The organism is Paraburkholderia sp. J67, assembly GCF_905220265.1.
Classification (GTDB): Bacteria; Pseudomonadota; Gammaproteobacteria; order Burkholderiales; family Burkholderiaceae; genus Paraburkholderia.
The window spans coordinates 431,214-449,165 of the sequence record NZ_CAJMZK010000002.1 but is presented as its reverse complement, the minus strand read 5'-3'; the positions used below and the strand labels follow the sequence as shown (position 1 = coordinate 449,165).

Below are 17,952 nucleotides of genomic sequence, written 5' to 3'. Positions count from 1 at the left end.
ACATCAACGGCAACGCCGCATTGCTTCGCATTGCGAATCGACGGGAAAACGCGCTATGCGCGTACCGGTATTTATTGCAGCGGCGCCTCGTGCTTGATCGGACCGCCGTAGTCGTTGAGCGTGGTGAACGACACCTTGCCGCCCGTCGCCGGTGTGGCCGAAAGCGGCAGGCTCGCCTGCGCGCCCGGCGCCACCATGCTGCCGTCTTCGAACTTCGGCGCGCGCTCGCCTTCGCCCACATGGGCCTCGATGATCGTGACGTGATACGGCGTGGGATTCGAGACCTGCAGCGCGGGCTTGCCGCCCTGCGAGCCAAGATGCCAGGTGAGCTTGCCCGGCGCGTCATCGGCATTGCCGGGCAGTCCGGCGGGCCGGAAGAAAAATTTCAGGCGCGAGCGGAACGCCAGTTGCACATAGTTCTGCCCGGCCTCGGTCGCCGCCGGTTTGGGCGGCACTTCGAGCAGGTTGAACCAGAACAGGGTTTCGCGATCCTTGGGAAGCGCCTCGCCCGTATAGGCGATGCGGACGGTCTGCGCCTTGTCGGGATCGATACGCGCGAGCGGCGGCGTCAGCACGAAAGGCAAGTCAAGCGTGCTGGGATCGGCCTTGGGATCACCCTTGTCCAGCCAGACCTGGGTGAGCGCCGGCGACTTGCCGACATTGGAGAGCTTGAGCGTCACCTCGCTATCCGTCGCGTTGTAGACAACGCGTGTGCCGGCGATCACCACCGAAGCCTGCGCCGCGCATGGCAACCACGCGCCCACGGCCAGCACGCTCGCGGCCACGGTATGAGAAAGGATTTTGCGGATATTCATGACGCTCAACCAGAAAGCGAATTTGACTGCGACAACGCCTTGCACGTACGCGGACGGCACTATGCAGGCACGTCATTTGATAAGGCATCCTTACGGACGGACGTGGCTACGTCCGTCCGTGTGGCCTCTGCGAGAGGCCGTCGTTCAGAATTTACTGATACGACATCGAGTACGTGACGTTGGTCGTCACGCTGCCTGCGGTCGCACCGCCGGCCGGCGCGATGTACTGCGCCGCGTATTGCAGGCTGGCGTTGCCACCCGTGATCGCAACGACTTGCGAGTTCTGTGCGCCGTCTGCCTTGCTCACGTCGATGGTCTTCTGGCCGCCGTTGTAGTCGAGCAACTGGACTTCGACATTGGTCGCCGTGCCGCCGTTCAGCAGATTGCCGTCGGCGAGCGTGTTCGTGCCGTATTCCCAGAACGTGCGCACGTTGCCCGTTGCCGGCGTGCAGCCACTCAGAGCGATGTTGAAACCGGTCGCACCCGCCACAGCGCCAGCCGTCGACAGCTCCGAGGCCGAAATGTTCGGCAGCGTGACCGTGAAGTTGTTGCCCTGGCCGTTGCCGCTCACCGTGCAGGTGTTGGCCATCAACTTGCCGTTGATCGTCAGCACACCGCCGTTGCTGGTCGGGCCAGCTGCGTGGGCTGCGGCTCCCGTCAGGCCGATCATCGCTGCAAACAGGGGAAGAGCGATTTTTTTCATGAGTACTCCAAACGCGTCACCAAAGTGACCAATCTATATTTGAGAACCAGCCTGAACGCACCGACTCCTGTGCGCGCCGCCGTCCACCCTTAACCCACCCCGCCGACTTGAGACCATGGACTGCCGCGGCGTGGCGCCTCATCACAGAAGAGGGATTCTCATTGTGCGATTACGTTTTCGGATAAAAGATCGGAATATTCCCAAATTACTCAAATACACTAAGAATTAGCCCATATTTGACATCTAATGATGCGAATTCCGACTCAACTCCGACGGACCTTGTAGTCCGTGAAATGGCCCCATCATTCCGGCGTGTACACACAGGGAGGAGAAAAAACGGAATACCGGGGCCGCGTTGCGCGGCCCCTTTTAGCGACTACCAGCGAATCCGGTCGAAGCGCCGCGTATAGAGAATGTCGGCGCCATAGAACGTGCCGCCGTACGCCACCACCGACCAGTAACGCGTGAGGTTGAGCGTTGCCTTCACCGCGTTCGACGCGGACTGCAGACCCTGCTCATAGCCGATCACCAGCCGCTGGTTGATCGCCTTCGCGATCATGACAACCTCGGGGTCGGTCAGGCCCACCTCGCTGCGCCCAATCGAAAATTCGTCGAGGCCGATGCTCTGCGCGATCCGCTTGCCGCTCGCACTGCCGAGCAGCGCAAGCGCCGTCGTCATCGCGCTTTGCTGGCCGGCGTTGTTGCCCTGGTCGGTGCCGTGACCGAACAGCAGCCACGAGAGCTTTTCGTTGTCGGCCACGTTCGGCTCCGAGACGAGCTTCGCCACCGGCGCGCGCACCGTGCCCGTGACCTGCACGCCCGCCTCGACCTGCTGGTTACGCCGCATCGCGAGAATATTGATGCCAGGATTGCCCACCGGGCCGTTGAACGTGAAGAAGCCGTTCTCGATATTGAGCTTGGTGCCGAACGCCGTGTACGACGAGCCCTCCGTCACGCGCACGTTGCCGACGGCGCGCAGCGGCACGTCCGGCGCGCTGGTCGCCGTGATGACGCCGGCGAGCCCGAGATCCGCGCCCTGGCCACGGAAGCGGAAGTCGCGACCCAGATCGATTTCGATGTTCGCGCGCGGCGCGAAACGCGGCGCCGGCTTGGTCGACGCCGTTTCCTCGATGGGCGGTTTGCCGCCCATCGTCGTGCCGTCGGGGCGCACGATCACGACGTCGTCGCCAAGCGACGGCGCAGCCGACTCCGGCATGTCGAAGAGGGCATGATCGACGGTGAACTTGCCGTTGATCATCATGCCGCCCAGATGCCCGCCGTTGGCGATGCTCGCACTGCCCGAGAGCGAGAGCTTGCGATCGGGCGAGGCAAAGAGTTCGAGCTTGTCCGCGACGACGCTGGCCGTGAGATCGGGCTCGGCGTTATCGAGCGCCACACGCCCCGTCGCGCGCAAGGTGCCGCTCGTCGCGCCGTGGAACTCGACCTGCTGGAAATCGACGAGATTGCGCGAGAGCGCGATACGGATCACGCCGTCCTTCAGTTCCACGCCCTGATCGACCACCGTCACCGACAAACCGTCGCCGCTCATCAAACCCGTGAGGTTCGGCTTCGCGACCGTGCCGCCCAGTGCGAGATCGAGCGCGATATGGCCGTCGAGTAGATAGCTCGGCCCGAGCAGCCCGCCCGTGGTGCGCAGGGACGGCACGTTGGCCTTGATCGTGCCGCCCAGCGCCGATTCGTCGGTGACTGTGAGCATGCCGTCGCGCGGCGCGAGCGTCGTGTTCGCATCGACGTCGAGCACGCCCACGCGGCTCGCCTGCGCGTGCGCGGTGAGCGTGAGGCGATTGCCGGCGCTGAAGGCCGCCCGCACGTTGAGATCGCCGATGCCGAGCGAGGCCAGACCGCGGCCGATTTCCGTCGTGATGTCGCCCGAGCGGCGCTTGATCTGCACATAGCCGCTTGCACTTTGGCCGATCGAGAAGTTCCAGTCGCCATCGAAAATGAGATCGCTGCGCAGCGTGGACGGCTCGCCGGTGAACTGCTGACGCAATTGCATGATGCGCGCGAGCGAGACGTTCGTGAGCGACCCGGCCGACTGGATGCGGCCGTGATCGAGATCGAAGGATTTGAGGTCGAGCGACGCGCCTTCGGCCACGAGGCGCGTCGCGCCGAGCGTGACCTTGCCTGCGCCCGCGCTGACCTTGAGCGGCGCTTCGAGCTTTACGCCCGGCGTGCCGCGATTCTCCAGTTGCGTGACGGTGCCGTCCCAGCGCGAGCCCTCGCGCGTGTCGGCGAGGCCGCCGTTCGCGGCCACGGCGAGATCGATCGGCTGGCCTTGCACCTTGCCCTTGGCGCTCGCGGTGAGCGTGTGCTTCGCGCGCGTGCCGGCAAGACGCGCGGTGAGCGTCGTGATTTCGACGCCCGTCACGTCGATACCGCTTGCGTCCGTGCTGAAGGCAAGCGCGCCGTTCGCGCCGTCGCGCGCTTCCGCGCGGCCTTCCGCATGACCGATATGGTTATCGCCGAAGGCCACGTGATCGGCCTTGTAGTCGAGCGCGACGTTCGGATGCGCGAAGCTGCCGGTCAAATCGCCGCTCGCCGCGAGTTGCCCCGCGACGCCAAAGCCGAGCCGGTCGAGCTGCGGCGCGTCGACGCGAAACCGCAGCCGGTCGCCGGGCGCGCCGAAGCTGCCTTGCAGATCGACGACATTGCCCGCCACCGACAGGTTCGCGCGGCTGGGCAGGATGCGCGACCCCGCGAGCTGGATCAGCCCCTGGCCCGTGAGCGGCAGATCGTCGTAGACGCTCGGCCCGAGTTTGAACTCGGCCTTGGTGGTAAGCGTGGGCGCGAGCATGCCGCTCGCGCTGAGCGTGCCGTTCACGCGCGCCTCGATACGGCGCGCGGGCGCGGCCTTCGGTTTGGCCTGCGCGCGGGTTTGCGTTTGCGTCTGCTTGGCCGATGCCCCCTTCTCTTCGGTCTGCTGCGCGACTTCGACACGCTTTTGCGCCTTGGCCAGATCGCCCGTTTGCGCGGGGTTGAGCGATGGGTTCAGCGATGGATTGAGCGCGAGATTGCGCTTGGGATCGAGCGCATCGGCGGCGCTTGTCGATGGCGTGTTCGTGCGCGGCGCGGGCGCCGTTTGCGTCGACTTCGGCGTCGACTTCTGCGCGGATTTCGGCGCAGGTTTTGGCGCCACCATCTGCGAGGTCAGCGAGAGCGGATCGAAGTTCGTCAGCACCGCCTTGAGCGAATAGGTGGAATTGGCGTCATGCTTGAGCGCGCCGGAGAGGTCGATGCGCCCCGCGCCCGAACTCACGCGCACGTCGTTGAACGAGAGCCGCGCCGGGTCCTGCGTGATCTTGCCCTGCACGCGCAGCGCCGCCTTCGGATCGGCGAGATCGAGCGTGACGCTCTGCACGTCGCCCGCGAGGCGCACGTTGACCGGTCCCGCGAACTGCGTCGCGCGCACGCTCGATTCGAGCGTGTTGAGATCGAGCCCGGCCACATGAAGATCGAAGTGCCCGTTGCGTCCGCTGATCGCGCCGCTGCCCGTCACCGTAGCGGTCTTGACGAGCCGCACAGCGAGCTTCGGCAGGCGCTGCGTCTTCGCGTCGAGCACGACGCTCGCGTGAGCGTCGATCAAGGGCAGCAGTTTTTCGCCGATTGCGCCGGGCTTCGCGTTGACGATCGACACGTCGCCCGCGACCGTGAAACCCGCGGCGTCGCCATGTGCGGCGGACGTGGCGTGGGCCGTGGATGCCGCAACCGCCGCCGACGCCGCAACCGTTGCCGCCGGTGCAGCCAGCGCCGCAGAAGTCCCCGATGCCGCCGCCGCGAGCGCCGCGGGCACGCCCGCCGCGCCACCCGGCACAGGTTGGAGTTGCGCGCGCACGGCCAGATCCGCGAACGGCGCGCCGGGCGCGAAGGCCTGCGGATTGACGTGATCGAAGGCGAGCGTCGCGCGCTGCAACGGCACGGCGGCAAACGGCGTCGCTTCCACATGCGCGCGGCCCGCGAGCTTCATGCCGCTCGCGCCGATATCGGCCGTGAGCGCTTCGAGCGAGCCACCGAGCGTGCCGTTGACCTGCACGTCCTCGCCGTTGACCTTGCCCGCGTAACCGAGATCGCCCGCCAGCGCGAACGGCCGCATGCCGTCGAGTTTCGCGTGCGCGCTCACCGCGCCGTACGGCGTGTCGAGCCGCTCGACGGCGGCTTCGTGATGACGCCCGTCACTGCGGCCGTGGAACAGGAGCCGCGAGAATTCGCTCGTCGAGGTGCCTTGATGCAGCGTGAGCTTGTCCACTTGCAAATCGCGAATCTCGAGCCCGAGCGGCAGTTGCAGATTCTGCGGCAGCGTCGTCGGCGACGAGGGTTCGTTCGACGGCACCACCCGCGCGTCGATATCGCCAATATGCAGATAGTCGACGACGAAGCGCCACGGCGCGCGCCCGAAGCCCTGCACTGCCCATTGACCGTCGACGCGATCGACCTTGATCGTTGTGCCGTCCGCCCCCCGCCAGCTCACGTCGGACAGCCGAACGCCATGCGCGAGCGCCCCGCTCTCGAGCGTCCCCGCAAGCTTGCCGTCGAGCAGCTTCACGGCGGCGCGCCACGCATAGGCGGTGCCGCGCTCCGTGGTCAGCGCGCCATAGAGCAAACCGCCGAGAAGCGCGACCAGCAGCACGCTCGCGACGACGATCCACGCAAGCGCCTTGAGAGCCGGATGACGACGGCGCGGCGGCGTCGGGTTTTCGCCGTGATCGCCGGATGGATCGTCTTGCGCGTTGCCAGCAGCGTTGCCAGCAGCGTTGCCAGCGGCCTCGCCCGGCGGCAACGCGCAGGCGCGCGCCCACGAAAGCGGCGAAACAAGGCGAACGAAAGCGCGCGTCAGCATCAGAAAGCGATCCCGAGAGTCAGATAAGGCCGCACGTTATGGGTGCGAAAACCATAGGCGATATCGACGTTGACGGGACCGACCGGGCTGCGCCAGCGCGCACCGATGCCCGCGCCCGGATCGAACTGCTTTTCGCCCCACGTATCGGTCGCGGTGCCGACATCGAAGAACGCCGCGCCGCCCCAGTCGTGGCTGAACCAGTGCTGATACTCCGCCGATCCGGTGACGAGATATTTGGTCGGCAGGATCGAGCCCGAAACGTCGTTGCCGATGCCCTCGAAGCTGTAGCCGCGCACCGAGTTCGAGCCGCCCGCGCGAAACAGCAGTGAAGCCGGCACATCCGACGACGAGCCGCTCGTGAATACGCCGCCCAGTTCCCCACGCAACACTACGAGATCGCTATGGCCGATCGGCAGATATTGCTGGCCGCGCGCATAGGCACGCCCGAAGGTCACGTCCGAGCCCGCGCCCTTGACCGCGACGCCGGCCTCCACGCGAATCACGTTGCCGGTGCGCGGGAACAGCGGATCGTCCACGTCGCGGCGCGTCCACGACCACCCCGGCATGAGCGCGTAGGCGCGCGTGGAAGGGCCCACGTTTTGTGTGAGGCGATCGTCGTAGAACATCAGCGAGTACGCGTAGTCGATGTTCTGCGAGGTGCGCGTGCGCTGCACGCCCACGCGCGCGCTGTAGATCGTGGTGTCCGAGACGTCCGTCGTGGTGTACGACGCGAGCACGCTGTTGGTCCACGCCCGCTCGCCCGGCGGCATCGAGAGCTGGATCTGGCCGTACTTCTGGATCTGGTCGATCCGGCCCTGCAACTGGAGCGGCCACGCCTTGCCGAACGTGTCGAGGTAGGTATAGGAGCCCTGCACGTGCGGTCCGGTGTCGGTCGAGTAGCCCACGCCGCCGCGGAAGTTGTTGTACGGGTACTCGCTCACCTTGACGTGCAGCGGGGTCTGCAGGGGCTTTTGCGTGTTGTCGTCCACGTCGATCGCCACGCTCGCGTAGTACGGCGCGTTCTGCAACTGGCGCTGCAATTCGGTCACGCGATTGACGTCGTAGATTTCGTCCGGCGTGATCGGATTCACGTTATGGACGATCTCCTCCGGATAGCGCCGTGTGCCCGACACATCGAGTTGTCCCATCGTGAAGGTCGGGCCGCTATCGAACGTCACGGAAAGTTTCGCGTCGTGCTTGAGCGGGTCGATGCGCGCTTCCGAATGGGCGATCTTCGCGCCCAGGTAACGGCGCGATTGCAGCGCCCGCAGCGCCGCGTTCTTGGCGCTGTCCCAGTCGGACTGCGTGAAGGCGTCGCCCTCGTGCAGCGAAAACGCAAAGCGCGTGGCGTTCTCCTGGGCGTGATCCTCGGTCAGCACGGGGCCGGTGAAGTTCAGTTTCACCGAGGAAATCGTCGTGCGCGGCCCCGGGTCGACCATCACGCGCACGATGCGCCGGCCGTTTTCGCCGGTCTGCACGTCGGTGCGCACGACCGGCGTGAAATAGCCGTCGGTGGTGGCCAGGTCGCGCACCTGCTGCGGCGTGGCCGTGACGAGGAAGTCGAACTGGTCCTCGCCGATATCGGTGCGTTTAGCGAAGCGCGCGATGTCGAGATGGGCTTCGAGCAGCTTGCGCAACTCGCGTGGCGTAGCCTGGATATCGACGTCGTACGTGGTTTTGCCGTGCACCCAGGGCAGCAGGTCGGTCAAGGCGGCGCGAGCCGGTGTGGCGCCGAGCAGGCTCGTCGCGAGCCCGGCGGCCAGCCAGAGTGCGCAGAGCGCGACGCGCAGGGGCAATGAAGCAAAGGCACGGACACTGCCCGCGCCCGCGAACGGCCGCGCCGCCCGGGCGGCACGCCGGGAGCGCTGCCAGCGCGACCATGCCGAACGCGCCGAACAAACGCTCGATGCTTCAATCACCCTTCCCGCCAAACAGGACCTCCGGCTTTGGTTTTATTCATTGCGCGCGCCGCCTCGCCGCTGCGTCGCTGGACGGGCGCAAACGCGTTATTTCACCACATCAGCGCGTGAAAACCCCAGGATGCGGCGCAAAAGGCGCGCAACGACAGCCGCCACGGAGGATTTCGCCACGCTGCGGATCCCGCGGCAGATGTGACCCCGCGCCGGACGCGCAAGCGGCTTCGACGCATCGCCCTTCTGGATGTTCCGCGCGTGGCGCTTGCGGTAAAATTGCCGCCGACACGAAACACCGGTCGCCGCCTGCCGTCAGAAAGCGGCGGCGGCCTCACACGACGGACGTCAGCCATGTATCAGTCGGACATCACCCAGTTCCTGAACCAGCTCAAAGAGCAGAAGCCGCAACTCGAGGAGCAGCAGCGCAAGGGCCGCTCGCTCCTGTGGGACAAGCAGCCGATCGACCTCGACGAGCGCGAGCGCCAGCAGGCGTCGCGCGTCAAGCAGACGCCTTACGTCTACTACCAGAACTTCTGATGGCCGAGGCCGATGGGGCCGAAATGGCTGAGGGCGCCAAGGAAGCGGTAACGCCAGCGAGCGCCCACGCGGGCACGGGCGCGGCGCCCGCGACCCCTGTGGCCCACGCGCCCAGCGTCGCCAGTGCGGACGAAGCGCTGGCCGCCCCCGCCACGGATTCGACGCCCAATACGGTAGACGGCGTCGCATTCGCGCGCCTGTACGGCGAGCCGCTCTTCAAGCTCCCGCAAGACCTGTACATTCCGCCCGACGCGCTCGAGGTGTTCCTCGAAACGTTCGAAGGTCCGCTCGATCTGTTGCTGTATCTGATCCGCAAGCAGAACTTCAATGTGCTCGACATCCCGATGGCGGACGTCACCAACCAGTATCTCGGCTACGTCGAGCAACTGCGCAAGACCAATCTCGAACTCGCGGCCGAGTATCTGCTGATGGCGGCCATGCTCATCGAGATCAAGTCGCGCATGCTGCTGCCGGTCAAGAAGGCCGACACCGGCGAGGAAGCCGAAGACCCGCGCGCCGAACTCGTGCGCCGCCTGCTCGAATACGAGCAGATGAAGCTCGCGGCGCAGCGCATCGACAAGCTGCCGCAGCTCGGCCGCGACTTCCTGCGCGCCGAGGTCTATATCGAGCAGAGCATCACGCCGCGCTTTCCCGACGTGGACAGCAACGATCTGCGTGCCGCGTGGGCCGATGTCATCAAGCGCGCGAAGCTGGTGCAGCACCACAAGATCTCGCGCGAGGAACTGTCCGTGCGCGAGCATATGAGCGTGATCCTGCGCAAGCTCCAGGGCTCGCGCTTCATGGAGTTCTCGGAGTTGTTCGACGTGACGCGCGGCGTGCCCGTGGTCGTGGTCAACTTCATCGCCATGCTCGAACTCTCGCGCGAGTCGCTCGTCGAGATCACCCAGGCCGAACCGTTCGCGCCGATTTACGTGCGCCTGGCGTATTCGCCTTCGTAAGTCGTTCGCCTCGCCCGCTCCATTCAAAGTACGGAAAACTGCCTCTGGCGCACGGCCGCGTGTTCACGTACGCCGCCCGCGCCGCCACCGCACGCTCGTGCGCTTCGATATCGGCGCAAACGCCGGCCACATATGTCGTGGCCCCGTTTTTCACGCGATTGCGGCATCCTGCCCCATCACGCCAGGCCAGGATAATCCCGTATCCGAAGCGGCTGCGCGGCACGCACAAATCCTCTACAATCGCCCGCGCCTGCCCCTGACGGGCCGGACACGCCATCCGGCCGGCCGCGCTTTGCGCCCGCCGTGTGTTGCAACCCCGTCTTGCCCCGCGCGAGGCATAACGCATCCGATCATGAAAGTCATCAGCTCGATTCAGGAACTGCGCGACCAGTTGCGCGGCCAAAACCGCGTCGCGTTCGTTCCGACCATGGGCAATCTGCACGAAGGCCACCTCTCGCTGATGCGCCTCGCGCGCCAGCACGGCGACCCGGTCGTCGCGAGCATCTTCGTCAACCGTCTGCAGTTCGGCCCGAACGAGGATTTCGACAAGTATCCGCGCACGCTCCAGGACGACATCGAGAAGCTGCAGAAGGAAAACGTCTACGTGCTGTTCGCGCCCACCGAGGCCGACATGTACCCGCAGCCGCAGGAATACCGCGTGCATCCGCCGCACAACCTCGGCGACATCCTCGAAGGCGAGTTCCGTCCGGGCTTCTTCGAAGGCGTCTGCACCGTCGTCATGAAGCTGATGTCGTGCGTGCAGCCGCGCGTGGCCGTATTCGGCAAGAAGGACTACCAGCAGCTGATGATCGTGCGCGCGATGTGCCAGCAGTTCTCGCTGCCGACCGAAGTGATCGCCGCCGAAACCGTGCGCGACGAAGACGGCCTCGCGCTCAGCTCGCGCAACCGTTACCTGTCGGCCGCCGAGCGCGCCGAAGCGCCGCAACTCGCAGGCGTGCTGCAAGGCATCCGCGAGTCGGTGCTGTCGGGCCGCCGCGACTTCCCGCAGCTCGAACTCGACGCAATGGCGACGCTGGCCGCACGCGGCTGGAAGCCCGACTACATCGCCATCCGCAAGCGCGTGAACCTGCTGCCGCCGGCACCGGGCGTCGAAGCGGACGCCAACGCGCCGCTCGTCGTCGTGGCCGCCGCCAAGCTCGGCGCCACGCGTCTGATCGACAACCTCGAAATCTGAGCGCTGCGCGTTCGCGCGCCGCGCCCTTTCAGGCTTTTATTGATTCTGCTGCGGCGGGCCGTGCGCCCGTCCGCCTGAGGAGACACCCCATGCAACGCCACATGCTCAAGTCGAAGATCCACCGCGTCGCCGTCACGCACTGCGAGCTGCACTACGAAGGTTCGTGCGCGATCGACGAAAATCTGCTCGAAGCGGCGAACATCGTCGAAAACGAGCGCATCGACATCTGGAACATCAACAACGGCGAACGCTTCTCGACCTACGCGATCAAGGGCGAGCGCGGCAGCGGCATGATTTCGCTGAACGGCTCGGCCGCACGCCGCGCGCAGTTGGGCGACCTCGTGATCATCGCGGCCTTCGCGAACGTCGACGAGGCGGAGCTGAAGGCTGGCTGGAAGCCGGATCTGGTGTTCGTCGACGAAAACAACCGCATCAAGGGCAGCCGCGACCACGTGCCGACCCAGAACTGGACCTGAAGCCGCGCTTCAGCTCTAGCGGAGCGGCCCTGAATGCTCATGCGCCGCTCCCGCCAGCCTTACTTCGCATTGGCCCACGCCAGGATCGACTGCCACTGGTCGATGTCCTTCTCCACGCGGCTCTTCGCGACGTCCCAGATCGTGAGCCCGTGCGCCGCCAGCTGCACGTAGTTCTGCGTGTCGCGCAGATAGCCCAGCACGGGCAGCTCCAGCCCCTCCACGAAACGCTGCAACTGTTCGGCCGAACGCGTGCGCGCGTCCACCCGCATGCCCACCACGCCCACCTTGATGGCGCCCTTGCGCACGGCTTTTTCCTTGGCGAGGCGATCGAGGAAGTCCTTGGTCGCAAGGATGTCGAACATGGACGGCTGTAGCGGCACGATCACCTTGTCCGCCAGCTCGACGATCGCGTTCAGGCGGTTGCCGTGCAGGCCCGCGGGCGTGTCGATGACGGCGTGTTCCAGCCCCTTGGGCGGCTTCGCCGGGTGCTCCAGATCGACCGGCCAGCTTTCGATCGCCGGCAGCGATGCGGGCCGCAGGTCGAGCCACGCGTGGGCCGACTGCTGCCGGTCGAGGTCGGCGAGCGCGACCCACTCGCCTTGCGCCGCGAAATAGCCGGCCAGATTGGTGGACAGCGTGCTCTTGCCAACGCCGCCCTTGGGGTTCGCCACCACGATCACCGTCATGAATGCTCCCGTCAGGATGGCTGGCGTTCGCGCCAGCCGGTTTGCCGATTCTGCCCATCCTTGCTGCGCGCACCGCCTCCCGGACTCGATCGTTCGACCTGGAGCGCGCGCTTGCTACCTGCTGCCTGTTCGTTTCCCGTCTCGTTCTACTGCGGATTGCGGCTCAGCCGATTCCGCAACCGTCCGATAATATCGGCAAATGCCGTGGGGTCGAAGCCCCCAACCCGCCCACCCACGCATTCATTCCCTTACTCATCAACGGAGACTTTCGCCTCATGAGCACGCTGCGCCCCGACGTCACGCTCGAATTCCTGCTCGCGCGCCAGCGCGGCTGCCTGCCGGATCTGATCGGCTTTCGCCCCGTCGCGCTCGAGCAGGGTGTGCTGCGTGCCGAACTCGACATCCGCAGCGAACTGCTCGCGCCCAATGGCTTCCTGCACGCGGCCACCGTGGTCTGCCTCGCCGATACGGCCTGCGGCTATGGCTGCCTCGCCCACCTGCCGCCCAACGCGAAGAATTTCACGACCATCGAGCTCAAGAGCAACTTTCTCGGCACGGCGCGCGAAGGCCGCCTGAGTGTCGTGGCGACCGGCGTGCATCTCGGGCGCAGCACGCAGATCTGGGACGCCACCGTGACCGGCCCGGACGGCAAGACCACCGCCCTGTTCCGTTGCACGCAGATGGTGCTGTACTGAGCGGACTGGCTGCGCGATTTCAGCCGATGGCGGCGTACAGGCGCGGCAGGTCGAGGCTTGCCGCCAGCGTGTCCGCCAGGCGCTCGAGCGAGGCCTCGCGCAGCGCCGGATAGTCCACCTGTTGCGCCGTGGCCAGCCCGGCCCAGCCCAGCAGCGCGGCGCAGGCCTCGGGCGTGTCGAACAAACCGTGCACGTAGGTCGCGAGAATCTGGCCATCCGCCGATTGCGCGCCGTCCACGTGCATCGCACCGTTTTCGCCATCGCGCACCATCTCGCGGATCGCGGGCGCGTCCAGCGCCGCACCGCGCGTCACACCCATATGAATCTCGTAGCCGCGCACCGGCATTGCCGCCGTCGCGTCCGCGCCCACAAGCGCAAGGCATCCGGTTACGTTCTTGAGCGTCTTCTCGCGCGTGAGTTCCGTCTCAAAGTCGAGCCAGCCGAAACCCTCCACCGCGCCGGGCTCGCCTTCCACGCCATGCGGATCGGCGATCGCGCGCCCGAGCATCTGCATGCCGCCGCAAATGCCGATCACACGCCCGCCATAGCGCAGATGCCGCGCCAGCGCCTTGTCCCAGCCCTGGGCGCGCAGCCACGCGAGATCGTCGCGCACGTTCTTCGAGCCTGGCAGGATCACCAGATCGGCCGGTGGCGGCGCGTTGCCCGCGCGCACATAGCTGAACTCGACCTGCGGATGCGCCCGCAGCGCGTCGAAGTCGGTGTGATTGCTGATGTGCGGCAGCGCGGGCACCACCACGCGCAGCGACTCGCCGCCCGCCTGGGCGTGCGTGTGCGCGGCGCCGGGCAGCATGTCCTCGGCGTCGAGCGTGAGGCCGTGCAGATACGGCACAACGCCCAGCACGGGCTTGCCCGTCTGCGCCTCCAGCCAGTCGAGGCCCGGCTTGAGCAGCGACGGATCGCCGCGAAACCGGTTGATGATGAAGCCCGTCACGCGCGCGCGCTCGCTCTCGGAGAGACAGGCCAGCGTGCCGATCAGATGCGCGAACACGCCGCCCCGGTCGATGTCGGCGACCAGCACGACCGGGCAATCGACGGCCTCGGCAAAGCCCATGTTGGCGATGTCGTTGGCGCGCAGGTTGATTTCGGCGGGGCTGCCCGCGCCTTCGACGAACACGGTGTCGTAGCCCGCGCGCAGCCGTCCGTACGATTCGAGCACGGCCTCGCGTGCGAGCGGCTTGTAGCTCTGGTAAGCGCGCGCATTGAGGTTCATGCGCGCCTTGCCGTGGATGATGACCTGCGAGCCCAGATCGCTGTTCGGCTTGAGCAGCACGGGGTTCAGGTCGGTATGCGCGTCGATGCCGGCCGCAATCGCCTGGAGCGCCTGGGCGCGGCCGATCTCGCCGCCATCGGCCGTCACGGCGCTGTTGAGCGCCATGTTCTGCGGCTTGAAGGGCGCCACGCGCACGCCCGCGCGCCGCGCGAGGCGGCACAGGCCGGCCACGAGCGTGCTCTTGCCGGCATCGGACGTGGTGCCCTGGATCATGAGGGTGCCGCGCGGCACGGCGAGAGGGGTAACGGACATGGTGAAGGTGGTCGTTCGGGCGAACGCGCATTATCCCATCGCCCGTGCGCGGACTACGACGCGGCGCTGTGCTGCAAGGGCAGACCGTCAGGCCAGCCGGTACACAGCAGGTAAAATCACGCCATGATTTCGCGCGATCTTACTTTTATCGTCGGCGGCGCGCGCTCGGGCAAGAGCGCCTACGCCGAACGCCTCGCCGCCGGGAGCGGCCTGCCCGTCACCTATATCGCCACCGCGGCTGTGCCCGCGGGCGCGCATGCCGACGCCGAATTCGCCACGCGCATCGGCCATCACCGTGCGCGACGGCCTGGGCACTGGGGCCTCGTCGAAGCGCCGCTCGATCTGGCCGAGGCACTCGACGCCGCCGCGCAGCCGGATCATTGCGTGCTGATCGACTGCCTCACGCTCTGGCTCGCCAACCTGCTCTGTCCGCCCGACTCCGAAAGCCCGCGCCCCGACTGGCGCGCGCGCCTCGACGCCTTCGCGGCGGCCTGCGAGCGCGCGCGCGGCATCGTGCTGGTGGTCAGCAACGAGATCGGCATGGGTGTGGTGCCGATGGGCGCGGCCACCCGGCTTTACGTCGACGAACTCGGCCGACTGAACCAGCGTATCGCTGCACTCGCGGATCGCGCGACGCTTGTGGCCGCGGGCCTGCCGCTCGTGCTCAAGGCACCTCACCAGGCTTCCCGATCATGATGCTGAGCCTTCCTGTTACCGCCGCGCTCGCCGTGGCCGGCGTCGCCGTCGACCGCTGGTTCGGCGAGCCGCGCCGCGCGCATCCGCTCGTTGCCTTCGGCACGCTCGCGGGGCGCATCGAGAAGCGTCTGAACACCGGGCGGCGCGGTCGCCCGCTTGGCCTGCTCGCGTGGCTGCTGGCCGTCGCGCCGCCGGTCGCGCTCGCGGCCGTCCTGTGCGCGACGCTGCCCTGGCCGCTCGCGTGGGCGCTGCACATTGCGCTGCTGTGGTTCGCACTCGGCGCGCGCAGTCTCGAAGAGCACATCGCACCGATCGCCCGGGCGCTCGCCGAGCGCGATCTCGCGGCGGCGCGCGCGCTCACCGCGCGCATCGTCTCGCGCGATACCGCCCAAGCCGACGCCACCGCGCTCTCGCGCGCGGCCTGCGAATCGGCGCTCGAAAACGGCAACGACGCGATCTTCGGCGCGCTGTTCTGGTTCGCTATTGCGGGCGGCCCGGGTGCGCTGGCGTTTCGTCTCGCCAACACGCTCGACGCGATGTGGGGCTACCGCACGCCGCGCTTCCTGCGCTTCGGCTGGGCGGCGGCGCGCATCGACGACGTGCTCAACTGGATTCCCGCGCGCCTCACAGCCACGAGCTATGCGCTGCTCGGCAACACGCGCGTCGCGCTGCGCTGCTGGCGCGAACAGGCGCGCCGATGGGAGAGTCCGAACGCCGGGCCAGTGATGGCCGCCGGGGCGGGCAGCCTGAACGTGCTGCTGGGCGGCGCCGCCGTTTATCACGGCACGCTCGAGGAACGCCCGCCGCTCGGCGCAGGCTCCCCGCCGCGCGCGCAGGACGTGCACGCGGCGCTGCGCCTCGTCGAGCGCACGACGATCCTGTGGCTCGCCGCGCTCATCGCGCTGGCTTTCGTGAGCGTGGCCACCCATGTCTGAACCGCGTTCTGAACCTCGCATGGTCGCGCACGGCGGCAATCTGCACGAAGCCGCGCAGCGCTTCGGCATCGCCTGGGACGCGTGGATCGATCTCTCGACCGGCATCAACCCGCACGGCTATCCGGTGCCGCCCGTGCCGCCCTCGGCCTGGCGTCGCCTGCCCGACGACGGGGACGGCTTCGCCGCCAGCGCCGCGCGCTATTACGGCGCGCCCGATGCGCAGCACGTCCTGCCCGTAGCAGGTAGTCAGGCCGCGATCCGCGCACTGCCGGCGCTGCTGCCTGCGGGACGCGTGGCGATTGCGCCACTCACCTATGGCGAGTACGCGCCCGCGTTCGCACAGGCTGGCCACACGGTCGCGCCGCTCGACATTGCGTGCGATGCGCTGCCCGATGACGTCATACATGCCGTCATCGTGAACCCGAACAATCCGACCGCTGCCCTCGTCGAGCGCGGCACGCTGCTGCGCTGGCACGCACAACTGGCCGCGCGCGGCGGCACGCTGATCGTCGATGAAGCCTTCGCCGATGCCTACGCGCAGGCACGCGCCCAGTCGCTCGCCGATACGGTCGATCGCGCGGGCCTCGTGGTGCTGCGCTCGCCGGGCAAGTTTTTCGGTTTGGCGGGCGCGCGTTGCGGCTTTGCGCTCGCGCAGCCCGCGCTGCTCGCGGCCTTGCGCGCGCGGCTGGGCGCCTGGACCGTGAGCGGGCCCGCGCGGCACGCGGTCACGCATGCATTCGAGGACGCCGCCTGGCAAGCCAGCATGCGCGAGCGACTCGCCGCGGAAGGCGCGCGCCTTGTGGCGTTGCTCTCGGCGCACGGTTTCGCGCCGCAGGCCACGCCGCTCTACGCCTGGATCGCCGATGCGCGCGCCGCGCAGTTGCAGGACGCCCTCGCCGCGCGCGCGGTCTGGACGCGCCGCTTCGACGCGCCCGCGAGTCTGCGCTTCGGCCTGCCGGCCTCGGAAGACGAATGGCAGCGCTTCGAAACGGCGCTCGCGCAGGCTGTGCAGGCGATCGGCTGATGCGCTGCCTGCCCAGTCTGGCGCTAGTGGCCGCGTGTGCCGCCGGCAACGTTCACGCCGAGCCCGTGAGCGCCACCGACGACGACGGCGACACCGTCACGCTCGCCGCGCCCGCTCAGCGCGTCGTGAGCCTCGCCCCTCATGTCACCGAGCTGATCTATGCGGCGGGCGGCGGCGCGAAGCTGGTGGGCGCGGTGAGCTATAGCGATTACCCGCGAGAGGCGCAGGCTGTGCCGCGCGTGGGCGACAACCGCGCGCTCGACCTTGAACGCATCGCCGCACTCAAGCCCGATCTGATCGTCGTCTGGCGTCACGGCAACGCGCAGCAGCAACTCGATCGGCTGCGCGAACTGCACATTCCGCTTTTTTTCAGCGAGCCGCACCGGCTCGACGATGTGGCGACCTCGCTTACACGCCTGGGCATGCTGCTGGGCACGGCGAAAACGGCGCAGGACGCGGCGAACGCTTACCGCAGCAAGATCGCGCAACTACGGGCGACCTACGCGCAACGCGCTCCGGTGAGCGTGTTCTACGAGGTGTGGGATCAACCGCTCATGACGATCAACGGCGAACACATGATTTCCGATGTGATCGCGCTATGTGGCGGGCGCAATGTGTTCGCCGCGCTGCGCCCGTTGGTGCCGACGCTCTCGACCGAAGCCGTACTCGCCGCGAATCCCGCTGCGATCGTGACGGCCTCGCAAGGCGCGACGGCGCCGGACCGCCCGCTTCCCGCGCTCGAACGCTGGCGCGCGTGGCCGCAGTTGAATGCGGTAGCGCACGCGAACCTCTACGCCATCGACGGCGATCTGCTCACGCGGCCGGGCCCGCGCATCGCGCAAGGCGCGCAGCAACTCTGCGAAGACCTGCAACGCGCCCGCGCGAACGCCCCCAGCACGCACCCCACGAATTGATCGGCA

15 protein-coding genes are annotated in these 17,952 nt (G+C 67.4%); 9 read left to right on the top strand and 6 right to left on the bottom strand.

All coding sequences use genetic code 11. The features are described 5' to 3' along the window. Positions 1-71: 71 nt before the first annotated feature. The 4 genes from U5782_RS05905 to U5782_RS05890 all read right to left on the bottom strand — a co-directional run bounded on the left by U5782_RS05905 (position 72) and on the right by U5782_RS05890 (position 8,292). Positions 72-815 (bottom strand): fimbria/pilus periplasmic chaperone, encoded by a 744-nt coding sequence (locus U5782_RS05905; protein WP_322042885.1) that lies wholly within the window; start codon positions 813-815, stop codon positions 72-74. Between the two features lie 151 nt (positions 816-966). Then, positions 967-1,518: a fimbrial protein gene (locus tag U5782_RS05900; RefSeq protein ID WP_322042884.1), complete on the bottom strand. Its 552-nt coding sequence runs from the start codon at positions 1,516-1,518 to the stop codon at positions 967-969. A 376-nt stretch (positions 1,519-1,894) separates the two neighbouring features. Then, on the bottom strand, positions 1,895-6,373 hold the full coding sequence (locus tag U5782_RS05895) for a translocation/assembly module TamB domain-containing protein (protein ID WP_322042883.1): 4,479 nt from the start codon (positions 6,371-6,373) through the stop codon (positions 1,895-1,897). Further along, positions 6,373-8,292, bottom strand: coding sequence for an autotransporter assembly complex protein TamA (locus U5782_RS05890; protein ID WP_415914254.1), 1,920 nt, complete (start codon positions 8,290-8,292; stop codon positions 6,373-6,375). The genes U5782_RS05895 and U5782_RS05890 overlap by 1 nt, the downstream gene beginning before the upstream one ends. Positions 8,293-8,637: 345 nt before the next feature. On the opposite strand from U5782_RS05890, the gene U5782_RS05885 reads away from it, so the two are divergent. The 4 genes from U5782_RS05885 (at position 8,638) to panD (ending at position 11,453) form a co-directional block, all read left to right on the top strand. Then, on the top strand, positions 8,638-8,823 hold the full coding sequence (locus tag U5782_RS05885) for a DUF3460 family protein (RefSeq protein WP_027816618.1): 186 nt from the start codon (positions 8,638-8,640) through the stop codon (positions 8,821-8,823). Continuing rightward, a complete protein-coding gene (locus tag U5782_RS05880) occupies positions 8,823-9,782 on the top strand; it encodes a ScpA family protein (RefSeq protein ID WP_322042882.1) in 960 nt (319 codons plus the stop codon). Before U5782_RS05885 ends, U5782_RS05880 begins: the two co-directional genes overlap by 1 nt. A gap of 352 nt (positions 9,783-10,134) precedes the next feature. Beyond that, positions 10,135-10,977 carry a pantoate--beta-alanine ligase gene (gene panC / locus U5782_RS05875; RefSeq protein ID WP_322042881.1) on the top strand — a complete coding sequence of 281 codons (843 nt, stop codon included), beginning with the start codon at positions 10,135-10,137 and terminating at the stop codon, positions 10,975-10,977. A gap of 89 nt (positions 10,978-11,066) precedes the next feature. Then, complete coding sequence (gene panD, locus U5782_RS05870; protein ID WP_027816621.1) at positions 11,067-11,453, top strand: aspartate 1-decarboxylase; 387 nt, start codon at positions 11,067-11,069, stop codon at positions 11,451-11,453. Positions 11,454-11,512: 59 nt separating this feature from the next. Here the strand turns inward: panD and U5782_RS05865 are convergent, their stop codons facing one another. Further along, positions 11,513-12,139, bottom strand: coding sequence for a ParA family protein (locus U5782_RS05865; RefSeq protein WP_322042880.1), 627 nt, complete (start codon positions 12,137-12,139; stop codon positions 11,513-11,515). Positions 12,140-12,414: 275 nt separating this feature from the next. Between U5782_RS05865 and U5782_RS05860 the strand changes: the two genes are divergently transcribed. Beyond that, entirely contained in the window at positions 12,415-12,834 is a 420-nt protein-coding gene (locus U5782_RS05860; protein ID WP_322042879.1) for a PaaI family thioesterase, read from the top strand. A 19-nt stretch (positions 12,835-12,853) separates the two neighbouring features. Here U5782_RS05860 and U5782_RS05855 read toward each other — a convergent pair whose 3' ends face one another. Then, positions 12,854-14,377, bottom strand: a complete 1,524-nt coding sequence (locus tag U5782_RS05855; protein ID WP_322042878.1) for a cobyric acid synthase — start codon at positions 14,375-14,377, stop codon at positions 12,854-12,856. A 123-nt stretch (positions 14,378-14,500) separates the two neighbouring features. Between U5782_RS05855 and cobU the strand changes: the two genes are divergently transcribed. From cobU to U5782_RS05835, 4 genes are read left to right on the top strand one after another with little or no spacing between them, the layout of a single operon-like run. Further along, the gene (cobU, locus tag U5782_RS05850; RefSeq protein ID WP_322042877.1) at positions 14,501-15,073 is read left to right on the top strand and encodes a bifunctional adenosylcobinamide kinase/adenosylcobinamide-phosphate guanylyltransferase; all 573 of its coding nucleotides are present in this window, start codon (positions 14,501-14,503) and stop codon (positions 15,071-15,073) included. After that, complete coding sequence (gene cbiB, locus U5782_RS05845; protein WP_322043085.1) at positions 15,067-16,008, top strand: adenosylcobinamide-phosphate synthase CbiB; 942 nt, start codon at positions 15,067-15,069, stop codon at positions 16,006-16,008. Before cobU ends, cbiB begins: the two co-directional genes overlap by 7 nt. A 19-nt stretch (positions 16,009-16,027) precedes the next feature. After that, a complete protein-coding gene (cobD, locus tag U5782_RS05840) occupies positions 16,028-17,032 on the top strand; it encodes a threonine-phosphate decarboxylase CobD (protein WP_322042876.1) in 1,005 nt (334 codons plus the stop codon). Continuing rightward, positions 17,032-17,946 (top strand): cobalamin-binding protein, encoded by a 915-nt coding sequence (locus U5782_RS05835; RefSeq protein WP_322042875.1) that lies wholly within the window; start codon positions 17,032-17,034, stop codon positions 17,944-17,946. Before cobD ends, U5782_RS05835 begins: the two co-directional genes overlap by 1 nt. Positions 17,947-17,952 lie beyond the last annotated feature (6 nt).

Bases quoted from the DNA above. Each gene is read 5' to 3' on its own strand.
- U5782_RS05835 (WP_322042875.1), top strand. From the start codon at position 17,032: ATGCGCTGCCTGCCCAGTCTGGCGCTAGTGGCCGCGTGTGCCGCCGGC.
- cobU (WP_322042877.1), top strand. From the start codon at position 14,501: ATGATTTCGCGCGATCTTACTTTTATCGTCGGCGGCGCGCGCTCGGGC.
- U5782_RS05900 (WP_322042884.1), bottom strand. From the start codon at position 1,518: ATGAAAAAAATCGCTCTTCCCCTGTTTGCAGCGATGATCGGCCTGACG.
- U5782_RS05855 (WP_322042878.1), bottom strand. From the start codon at position 14,377: ATGTCCGTTACCCCTCTCGCCGTGCCGCGCGGCACCCTCATGATCCAG.
- U5782_RS05865 (WP_322042880.1), bottom strand. From the start codon at position 12,139: ATGACGGTGATCGTGGTGGCGAACCCCAAGGGCGGCGTTGGCAAGAGC.
- cobD (WP_322042876.1), top strand. From the start codon at position 16,028: ATGGTCGCGCACGGCGGCAATCTGCACGAAGCCGCGCAGCGCTTCGGC.
- panC (WP_322042881.1), top strand. From the start codon at position 10,135: ATGAAAGTCATCAGCTCGATTCAGGAACTGCGCGACCAGTTGCGCGGC.
- U5782_RS05905 (WP_322042885.1), bottom strand. From the start codon at position 815: ATGAATATCCGCAAAATCCTTTCTCATACCGTGGCCGCGAGCGTGCTG.
- panD (WP_027816621.1), top strand. From the start codon at position 11,067: ATGCAACGCCACATGCTCAAGTCGAAGATCCACCGCGTCGCCGTCACG.
- U5782_RS05880 (WP_322042882.1), top strand. From the start codon at position 8,823: ATGGCCGAGGCCGATGGGGCCGAAATGGCTGAGGGCGCCAAGGAAGCG.
- U5782_RS05860 (WP_322042879.1), top strand. From the start codon at position 12,415: ATGAGCACGCTGCGCCCCGACGTCACGCTCGAATTCCTGCTCGCGCGC.
- U5782_RS05885 (WP_027816618.1), top strand. From the start codon at position 8,638: ATGTATCAGTCGGACATCACCCAGTTCCTGAACCAGCTCAAAGAGCAG.
- U5782_RS05895 (WP_322042883.1), bottom strand. From the start codon at position 6,373: ATGCTGACGCGCGCTTTCGTTCGCCTTGTTTCGCCGCTTTCGTGGGCG.